The organism is Streptomyces sp. CBMA123 (assembly GCF_014596465.1).
Lineage (GTDB): Bacteria > Actinomycetota > Actinomycetes > Streptomycetales > Streptomycetaceae > Kitasatospora.
Map to the genome: position 1 here is coordinate 1 of NZ_MECK01000228.1, position 8,486 is coordinate 8,486.

At 70.9% G+C, this 8,486-nt stretch carries 11 protein-coding genes and 2 pseudogenes; 9 read left to right on the top strand and 4 right to left on the bottom strand.

Annotated features, from left to right (window positions below):
* Both BG452_RS24295 and BG452_RS24300 read left to right on the top strand, forming a co-directional pair.
* Positions 1-167, top strand: a 167-nt coding sequence (locus BG452_RS24295; protein WP_188306486.1) for a response regulator transcription factor, incomplete at its 5' end; no start/stop codon positions are given.
* 27 nt (positions 168-194) lie between these two features.
* Positions 195-437, top strand: a complete 243-nt coding sequence (locus BG452_RS24300) for a hypothetical protein (RefSeq protein ID WP_188306487.1) — start codon at positions 195-197, stop codon at positions 435-437.
* Here BG452_RS24300 and BG452_RS24305 read toward each other — a convergent pair.
* Positions 430-660: pseudogene (locus BG452_RS24305) on the bottom strand (IS5/IS1182 family transposase); the annotation flags it as partial. The gene BG452_RS24300 and the pseudogene BG452_RS24305 sit on opposite strands and share 8 nt — an antisense overlap.
* Before the next feature lie 163 nt (positions 661-823).
* Between BG452_RS24305 and BG452_RS24310 the strand changes: the two are divergent.
* The 4 genes from BG452_RS24310 to BG452_RS24325 all read left to right on the top strand — a co-directional run bounded on the left by BG452_RS24310 (position 824) and on the right by BG452_RS24325 (position 3,320).
* On the top strand, positions 824-1,132 hold the full coding sequence (locus BG452_RS24310) for a hypothetical protein (protein WP_188306488.1): 309 nt from the start codon (positions 824-826) through the stop codon (positions 1,130-1,132).
* Between the two features lie 469 nt (positions 1,133-1,601).
* Entirely contained in the window at positions 1,602-1,787 is a 186-nt protein-coding gene (locus tag BG452_RS24315; protein ID WP_188306489.1) for a hypothetical protein, read from the top strand.
* Positions 1,777-2,391 carry a cytochrome b N-terminal domain-containing protein gene (locus BG452_RS24320; protein ID WP_188306490.1) on the top strand — a complete coding sequence of 205 codons (615 nt, stop codon included), beginning with the start codon at positions 1,777-1,779 and terminating at the stop codon, positions 2,389-2,391. The genes BG452_RS24315 and BG452_RS24320 overlap by 11 nt, the downstream gene beginning before the upstream one ends.
* Positions 2,388-3,320 (top strand): hypothetical protein, encoded by a 933-nt coding sequence (locus BG452_RS24325; RefSeq protein WP_188306491.1) that lies wholly within the window; start codon positions 2,388-2,390, stop codon positions 3,318-3,320. The genes BG452_RS24320 and BG452_RS24325 overlap by 4 nt, the downstream gene beginning before the upstream one ends.
* A gap of 52 nt (positions 3,321-3,372) precedes the next feature.
* Here BG452_RS24325 and BG452_RS24330 read toward each other — a convergent pair whose 3' ends face one another.
* From BG452_RS24330 to BG452_RS24340, 3 genes are all read right to left on the bottom strand, one after another.
* Positions 3,373-4,086, bottom strand: a complete 714-nt coding sequence (locus BG452_RS24330; RefSeq protein WP_188306492.1) for a VIT1/CCC1 transporter family protein — start codon at positions 4,084-4,086, stop codon at positions 3,373-3,375.
* Positions 4,083-4,346, bottom strand: coding sequence for a hypothetical protein (locus BG452_RS24335; protein WP_188306493.1), 264 nt, complete (start codon positions 4,344-4,346; stop codon positions 4,083-4,085). The genes BG452_RS24330 and BG452_RS24335 overlap by 4 nt, the downstream gene beginning before the upstream one ends.
* A gap of 505 nt (positions 4,347-4,851) precedes the next feature.
* A complete protein-coding gene (locus BG452_RS24340; protein WP_188306494.1) occupies positions 4,852-5,430 on the bottom strand; it encodes a hypothetical protein in 579 nt (192 codons plus the stop codon).
* A 430-nt stretch (positions 5,431-5,860) separates the two neighbouring features.
* Between BG452_RS24340 and BG452_RS24345 the strand changes: the two are divergent.
* The 3 genes and pseudogenes from BG452_RS24345 to BG452_RS24355 all read left to right on the top strand — a co-directional run.
* A pseudogene (locus tag BG452_RS24345) lies at positions 5,861-6,091 on the top strand (rhodanese-like domain-containing protein); the annotation flags it as partial.
* A gap of 292 nt (positions 6,092-6,383) precedes the next feature.
* Entirely contained in the window at positions 6,384-7,013 is a 630-nt protein-coding gene (locus BG452_RS24350) for a hypothetical protein (protein WP_188306495.1), read from the top strand.
* Positions 7,014-7,479: 466 nt separating this feature from the next.
* The gene (locus tag BG452_RS24355; RefSeq protein WP_188306496.1) at positions 7,480-8,469 is read left to right on the top strand and encodes a hypothetical protein; all 990 of its coding nucleotides are present in this window, start codon (positions 7,480-7,482) and stop codon (positions 8,467-8,469) included.
* Positions 8,470-8,486: the final 17 nt, after the last annotated feature.

The following is an 8,486-nucleotide window of genomic DNA, read 5'->3' on the forward strand; positions in this document are numbered from 1 at the left end:
GCAAGACCAACCGGCAGATCGGCCGGGAGCTCTACCTCGCCGAGAAGACCGTGAAGAACCACGTCTCGCGGCTGCTCGCCAAACTGGGTGTCGAGCGTCGCCTCCAGGCCGCCGTCATCGCCGCCCACGCGGACGAGTCCGGGCAGCACCACCAGCGCCCGCACTGAGCCGACAGGGCCCGGACGGGAGCCCGGGTGGGCCGGCACGTGGGGGCGGGGCGCCTCGTGGCCGGGCTCGGGTCGCGGGATGGCGAGGAGGGTCTTGCGGGTGATGCGCAGGTTCTCGCTCTCCGCGTCGAGCTCGCCGAGGCGGGCGGTGAGGTCCTCGATGTGCGAGCGGAGCTGTCCGGCCTGTTCGACGAGTTCGTGCTCGCGGGCCTCGACGTAGGCCAGGACGGCGCTGATCTGCGGGGTGTCAGTCGCGGACCCGCCGTTTGACCTGCGGAACGAAGCCCGTGTCGGCCGGATTGCGCTCAACGATCTCGACGTCGAGGCCGTGGTCAACGAAGCTTTTCTTGAACCCCTGGTCGACCAGGGCCTTGCGCACCGTGTCCGTCTGTGCGGCCACGCCGTCCAGCAGGGCTTGGCCCGCAGCGTTGTCGTGCGCGGAGGCCGCCAGCACGACGACCGCGATGACAGGGCCCAATGTGTCCACGGCCAGGCAGTGATGACAAGCCAGACATAAGGTCGCGTACCGCACTCTCAGTTCGGGGCACCCGGGGACAGAGCACGGGGGTGGGGTCTTCAAGGCAGGGGGGATCACCTCCGGACAGGAACGTGGTCAAGGGCGGGTGACTGTGCACACCGCACGTCGTTTAACGGACATGACCACACGCCGCACAGCAACAGCTCTCGCGCTCACCGCAGCAACCATCGGGGCCGGGCTTGCCACCGCCGCACCCGCAACGGCGGGAGGGGTAGGGGACTTCCTCAGTCCCGCGTTTGGGACCGACTGCGAAAACCACCACATCGGCGCACACGCAACCGGTGCCACCACAAGCGGCAGCGGCACAGTCAGCAACAACAGCGGCAAGCTGCCGCTGCTCAGCGCGCTCAACCACTGCGGCGGAGCCGACATGCTAGTGAGTCAAAACGGTGGTGCTTACTCATACGCTGACATCAGTCAGATCTGAGAGTAGGGCTTGCGATCACTCATCCAGCCACCCAGGCGAATCACGAATGCTTGACCGGCAGCGATGCCCCAACGTCACCCCATCGAGTGATGACAAGCCAGACATAAGGTCGCGTACCGGACTCTGACGTCATGGAGGCGGTCATGACCACTCGCCTCGGCGAGGCTCACCACACCGACGACCCGGACGAGCAGCAGCGGCTCTCCACCCCCTGCCCGGCGCCGCGCCATGGGCCGGTGGCTCCCGGCCCCTGTGGGTGCGCATCCGCCCCGTCGAGGTCGTCGGCCGCCGCATCGGCACGGGGTGAACGCTTCCCCGCCGACGCACCCCGGCAGCGGGCGTCCGCGCCGGCAGTCCCGTCGGCCGGCCGGCGGCGGGGACCGGTCCGTTCGGGTCACCGCGGGTGCCGACGCGCACCCGCGGGGCGAGACTGACGCCAGATCCCGTCCGCAGTCCGAAGGGAGTCGCGATGGCAGCGGCACCGGCGACGTGCGTCCTCGCGGCGCCCGTCGACCTCGATCACCCCGGTCACTACCTGCACTGGGGAGTGGTCCAGATCTCGGTGGCGAACCTGGTGGTCATCGGCCTGATGGTGGTGGTCTTCGTGGCCGCGCTGCTGCTCCCCTTCCCGCACGGGCGGCGCGATGACGAGTAGCTGGACGGGGGCGCTGCGGCGGTACGCCCTGCGGAAGCTGCCGCCAGAGAAGCTCCTCCCGGAGGCCCAGCCGGCCTACATGTCGTCGTGGATCTACGTCTTCGGCGTGCTCACCGTGTCGGCCCTGGTGGTGGTCCTGGTCTCCGGTGGGCTGCTCGCCCTGATGGGCCCGGCCTGGTGGCACGTGTCGAGCGTGGGCAAGTACGTCAACAGCGTCCACCTGTGGAGTGTCGAGCTGTTCATGGCGGTCATGGTGATCCACCTGTGGGGCAAGTTCTTCATGGCCGCCTGGCGCGGCCGGCGGGCCCTGACCTGGATGACCGGCGCGGTGACCTTCCTGGCCTCGATCGGCACCGCGTTCACCGGCTACGTGGTGCAGCAGAACTTCGACTCCCAGTGGATCTCCGGGCAGGCCAAGGACGCGCTCAACGCGGTCGGCGTCGGTGCCTGGTTCAACGTGCTCGACTTCGGCCAGATGCTGATGTGGCACATCGTCCTGCTCCCGCTCGTGGTCGGGCTGCTGACCGCCTGGCACGTCGCGCTGGTCCGGATCCGCGGGATCGTGCCACCGATCGGGGCCACCGGGTCCGGAGACGAGCGGTGAAGGCCTCCCGGGTGCCCGAGTCGGACGCCTTCCCCACCCGCCGGTACGACCTGGTCAAGGAGTTCACGGTCGCGCTGGTGGTCGTCGCCCTGCTCAGCGCGGGGCTGGCCGGCCTGTTCTCCTCCCCGGATGAGACCCCGGTCACCCTGGCGTCCTGGTCCACGGCGGCGCCGAACGACTTCACCGCGACGGCCGTCGCCGAACTCGCCGGCTCCAGCACCTCCGCGCAGTACGGTCCGCCGTACAACGACGTCCCGGGCGCCGGCCAGAAGATCGGCCCGGTCGGCCTGCAGCGGGCCGCCGGAGTCCGCATCCCGGTCGACCCGGCCGAGGACTTCGTGCTGCGGCCGCTGCGGGAGTCCCCCGAGCCGCCGGAGGCCGCCGTCGCGCTCACGCAGTGGAACGCGGCGTCGCCCGACCGGCGCCAGACCTGGAGTTCGGCCTACGCGGACGCCCTGGGCAAGGCCCCGGACGGCGACCCGGCGAAGGTCGCCCCCGCTGACTACGGACCGGTGCCGGTGCTGGTGGCACGTCTGTTGGCCCTCGCCCAGGCGGGCTCGCTGGACGGCCAGTTGCTGGCCCGGGGCCGCTTCTACCAGACCGACTACACCAAGCCGATGCTCTTCCTCTCCGACGGCTCGTACCTCTCGGACCGGGCGACCGGGCAGCACCTGACCGGCAGCCAGTGGGGGATGATGAACGAGACCGGGAACTACCCCGGGCAGGCATGGCTGTGGCTGTACACCTTCTGGTACCAGATCGACCCGTTCAAGACCTCCAAGAACGCGGACGCCGAGGTCTGGGCGATCATGGCGGTGCTCAGCCTCGCGCTGGTCCTCGTGCCCTTGATCCCCGGCATCCGCTCCATCCCCCGCTGGACGAGGGTGTACCGCCTGGTCTGGCGCGACCACTACCGCACGCGGCGCTGACGGCGCCGGTCCCCGGCCGGGGTGGGATCGGATGCCGGCGGTCCCGGTCGGGTCACACCCCCGCGACGTGGGCGAGTTGGCCGACGGCGGCGGTGACGGCCATGGCGAGACCGCCGCCGATGAGGACGCGTAGGGTCGGGCGCAGGAGCGTGGTGCCGGCGGCGCGGGCGGCGAGCACGCCGGCCAGGGCGAGGCCGCAGAGGGTGACGGCGACGATGAGCCACAGCCGTGCGGTGGTGGAGGCGGCGAGCAGTCCGAGGAAGGGGACGAGCCCGCCACCGAGGAAGCTGGCGGCGGAGGCGAGGGCGGCCTGGACGGGGTTGGCGGCGGTGTGCTCGCTGTGGCCGAGTTCGTCGCGTAGGTGGGCCTGAAGCGGGTCGGCCTCGTGCAGGGCTTCGGCGACCTGTCGGGCGAGGTCGCGCGGCACGCCCCGGCCCTCGTAGATGGCGGTGAGTTCGGCGAGTTCGGCCTCCGGTGCCTCCGCGAGCTCGCGCGCCTCCTTGGCCCGGTCGGCGGTCTCGACGTCGACCTGTGAGCTGACCGAGACGTACTCCCCGGCGGCCATCGCCATCGCGCCCGCCGAGAGGCCCGCCAGGCCGCCGGTGACGACGGTGGAGGTGCTCGCGCCGCTGGCGGCCAGACCGACCATGAGGCTGGCGACCGAGACCAGGCCGTCGTTGGCGCCGAGGACGGCAGCGCGAAGCCAGCCGGTCCGGGAGGCTGCGTGGCTCTCCTGGTGGGGGTTGAGCCTGTCGAAGAAGGTCATCGGGCCGGGTGCTCCTGTCCGGTGCTCGTGATCAGTTTCATGCCTGGTCGGCGGGCTGTCGCTTCGGGGCGGCCGTCGGGGGAGCGGGCGATCCGGTCGATGCGCAGGACCTCGCGGCCGGCGGCGGTCATGGAACCGGATTCCGCCGCTGTGCCCATCTCGTTCACTTCCGTGCCGTGCCGTGTCGCGGCCGGATCGCCGCTCACCGCCATCGTGCCCGGAGCCGTGGCCGGACCGCTTGGGCCGAACAGCCCTGACATCGATGGCGATGCGGTTCAAGCGAGGGTCTTCGCCGCCGCACCGCTGGTCGTGGGGATCCCGCTGGCTGCTTTGGCTGGAGTGCTGATCGCCACCGCCGTGCGGATGGTCCAGGTCGGTTCGCTGCCCTCGGCACCGTCGACCAACTCCGCGCCGACGGCCACGTGTTCGGTACCACCCCAGAGACCATCGCGTCCGCCCGCGATCACCTGCGCGGGCGGACCGGGACGGCCGATCTCCTCCTCGCCGCGGGAGCGGCCCGTTGGTCCGGACCGAGCCGCCAGGGTCGCCGGTCCGCCCATAGGCCCCCGGCTCTTCCGGACCACTTCGTAGGGGGCGGGCAGTTTCCGGACGAGGGCGGTTGGGCCGTGGTAGTCGACGGGTGTGTATGTGCGCACGGGACCGTCCCCGGTCAGTGGCCGGGGACGGTGGAACCACCGGTGACGTCGCAATGCGGCGGGGCGGGTGGTGCGTCGGCGGGAGCCGGTGCGCGGACCGGCCGACCGGTCAGCGTGCCGACGCGACGAGAGCGGCGGCGTCGGGGGAGCTGAGCGGGGCGAATCGGCCCAGCGCGGGGCGGAGTCTGCTGTCGAGGCTCCAGGTGGCTCCGGCGGATGCGTGCAAGAGGGCGAGGGACGCGAAGATGTAGGCGACGGAGGGGCCGAGATCGGTGATGCCGTCCTTCGTCCAGGGCAGGTGGAAGGCCTCGGCGGCGGACCAGATGCCGAAGGAGAAGATGGCGCTGCCGATGAAGACCAGGTTGCTGAGCACGCCGAAGATCAGGCCGAGGGCGATGCAGGTCTCGGTCAGGGCGGTGCCGACGGCGAACAGGCCGGGTTGTGCGTCGGCGATGCCGTGCCACAGGGCGATCCACTGGTGCAGGACCGGGGCGTGGATGGTGGCGGCCTTGCCGAGTTCCTTCGTCACGGTCTGGCCGTGGATGAAGCCGGGCAGCCACTTGAAGGAGGCATCGACGGCCCACAGGAGCCCGAAGGTGATCCGGACGACCGCGGCGCCGTGCAGTCGGCGGAGTACGGCGTCGGTGGCGGGTGGGGCAGCAGCGCCGGCGGCGGTGATCGAGGTCATGGGGGAATCCCTTCCGGTGGGGACGACATTCGGTGAATGTCTGGTTCATGACATGCGAATGGCAAGTGCCGAGCCCTGTCCGCGCGATCGCGGCGCTCCAGGAGCATCTCGGAATGCGGCGGCGTGGGCGTATCGCGGACAACGTGATTCGGCGCCGCCAAGTGTGACGGATGGTCAGATCGGGGGCCAGTGCCCGGATCCTCTGAGCTTCCTCTCAAAAGGCTCCCGGGGCCTGCGCCCCGGGAGCTTCGCGGTCCGGACGGCGGTCCGAGGGGCCCTGCCGTGCTACCAGGGTGTTATGCACCGGCAGAGCGAGTGGGCTGGACAGATCCCTCGCACAGTGAACGGGAGCCTCCGGTGTCCACCGCGAGCGCACCCTCCCCACGGCAGGCCCGCCACCGGGCCAGCCCTGCCAGACGGCAGCCTCTGCGGCGAGCGCGAAGCGGGCTCCATCGAGGGCTCCCTGCACATCGCCCTGGCCGAACTCCCCGCCCGCCTGGACGAGATCCCCGTCGACCGCCCGGTGGTCGTCCACTGCGCCGGCGGCCACCGCTCCTCCATCGCTGCCAGCCTGCTCCGCCACCACGGCCACCCCGACGTCTCCGACCTCCTCGGCGGCTACGCCGCCTGGCACACCCTCACCCACCCCGCCCGACCCTGATCCCAGCACCCCCCACCCAGGTTCCGGGCCCTCCCGAAGACGACGCCCCGGCCTCGGAGGCACGTGTCGATTCGATCGAGCGTCGTTCACCACGCCGGAAGGGTTGGAAGGAGAGTTCGGGAGACGGTGGCCGGCCTGCTGCGCGCGCAGCGCCGACTTTCGGAGTCGATGACGAACTACGCCTCGTGGATCGGGATGTGACGGTCGACCAACACAGGGTTGTGATAGTTCCGGGCGTGCAGAGGCCCGACCTTGTTCATGACGGATTCACCGACATGACAGGAGCCGCTGTATGCCCCGCTCGTTCGGCACCGCCAGTCCATGGCCTCCGCCCGGCGAGACGGTCGTCGCCGTCGAGGGCGGCACTAGCTGGGACGCGGTGGCCGCCGGTCAGAAGCTCGGCCTGGAGGCGCTCTCGATCCTTGAAGGAGAGACCGCCCGTCGGCCGGGTCCGGTGATCTGGGACGCTCGCCGGAAGCCGCGGATCTACTTCCTGGTGCCCCCTCGGAGCACCATCGAGGTCGAACGGTTCGGATGCCGGCTCCTGAGCCTCGGCGACTACGTCGCCGTTCCCGGCGCCCTGGCCATCCAGCCGCCGGGCCCGCACTGGCTCGTGCCGCCGGACCGCGCCGATCCGGAGCGACTTGGCGACCCGCTGCTGCTCGCCTCCGCGATCGAGCGGGTCGCCAACGCCCGCTGGGCCACCTCCTTCTACGCGAGCGGCCATCACCTCCAGGTGCTCGCCGACGCCGCGCAACTCGACGGCAGGGCTTGCCTGCGCTGTAACACCACCGAGCCGCCCCTCCACCCGGTCGGCAGCGGTGCCGCCCAGGACGACGCCGGAGTCGCGCGCCCCTTTGACCCGGTGTTCTGCACGTCCCGCCTGGAACCCGAGCTGATGCCGAAGGAGGCCTCGGAGTGACCCTTCCCGTCACCACCAAGGCCGAGCGGCAGCGCGCCGCCGCGCACTGGCTCGCCTCCGCGGCCCCGGTGCCCGCCCTCGCCCACACCGACTGGCAGAAGAACAGACTCACCCTGCTGCCTGTCGGCGTTCTCCTCTCCGTCGTACCGTTCCGGCGGCCGAGGTCCACGCCGCCACGAGGACCGACCAGCCCAAGGTGGTCGCCCTCCACCTCAAGCGCCCCCTCGGCGGCGGCCCGACATCGTGACTGCCGTCCGCGGGGACCCTCGCCAGTCCCCCCGGCGGCGGGGTCCGGCAACCTTGGAGGCTGACAGTTCATCGAATGGCGCACGATCACGGGCTGACCGTTCGCCTGCGATGCGCCTCTCCCCGAGGATGAGGAAGCCGAAGGGCATCCCGCACGTCGGGAGGCTAGTTGACACCCCAGCACCCGGCAGCACCCATCCGACGAATGAGGAGAGCATCCGTGGTCGTCTTCGCTCGCCCGCCGACGTGGCGGCGCGCCGCCCGGTTCACCCTGCTGGTCCCCGGGGTCGCGATAGGTGTCCTGGTTCCGTTCGCCGTGCCGGGCAACGCGGCCGGGGGCGACGGCGACCCGTCCTCGTACCCGGTGGCGCAGGTGTTGGACGGGGAGAAGCCGCTGGCCTCCGCGAGGGAGGTCACCGGACTGTGCACGACGGCCTCGGCGTGCAGCTTCCGGATGTACGACCGGGCGCCGCGCGAGTTCATGAGCGCCGTGCTCTCGGTGGGGAACGCGGCGATCAACTGTACGGACGCCGACATGGACATCGAGCGCACCGTCACCTTCGTGACCAGCAGCACCGACAACATCGGCGGCGAGATCTCCGGTAGCGCGACACTGGAGGGCGGGGTGGACACCACGGTGACCGCCTCCGCGTCGGGCAACGTCAAGCCGGGGATGACGAACAGCGTGAACCAGAACGGGCCGAACAAGGACAAGGGGCCGTACACCGAGGACAAGGTGCAGAACACCGTCGAGTTCCCGGTGACGGTGTCCGGGTCGAACGCGCTGCACCTGGGCGCGAAGGCCACCTTCGCGCTGGCGTTCCAGGCCTCGTTCTCGCGCCAGTGGCAGGTGCAGAGCACTGAGACCACCAAGGTGGCCTTCTCGGTCAGCCCGGGTGACGAGATCCAGTTCGGGGTGGTCAACGCCACCTCCCGTACGACCGGGGAGCTGAAGGTGAACGGCGGTGGCAAGCTGATCAAGAACGTGACGGTGGACAGCCCCTCGACGGTCAACGTGAGTTCGGTCGTCGCCCAGACCTTCGCCCGGCCGGACAAGTGCCTGTCGCTGCGGCCGAGTTCCGGATCGAATCCGCCTCCGGGCGGGCGCTCGCTCGGCGGTGGTCTGATCGAGACCGAGCGCGAACCCGCGGGGCGGGTGGCGGACGCGGTGTACGTCCGGACCGCGCAGGGCACCTGGGAGCGGCGGTGAAGCGCCCGGGCAGGACC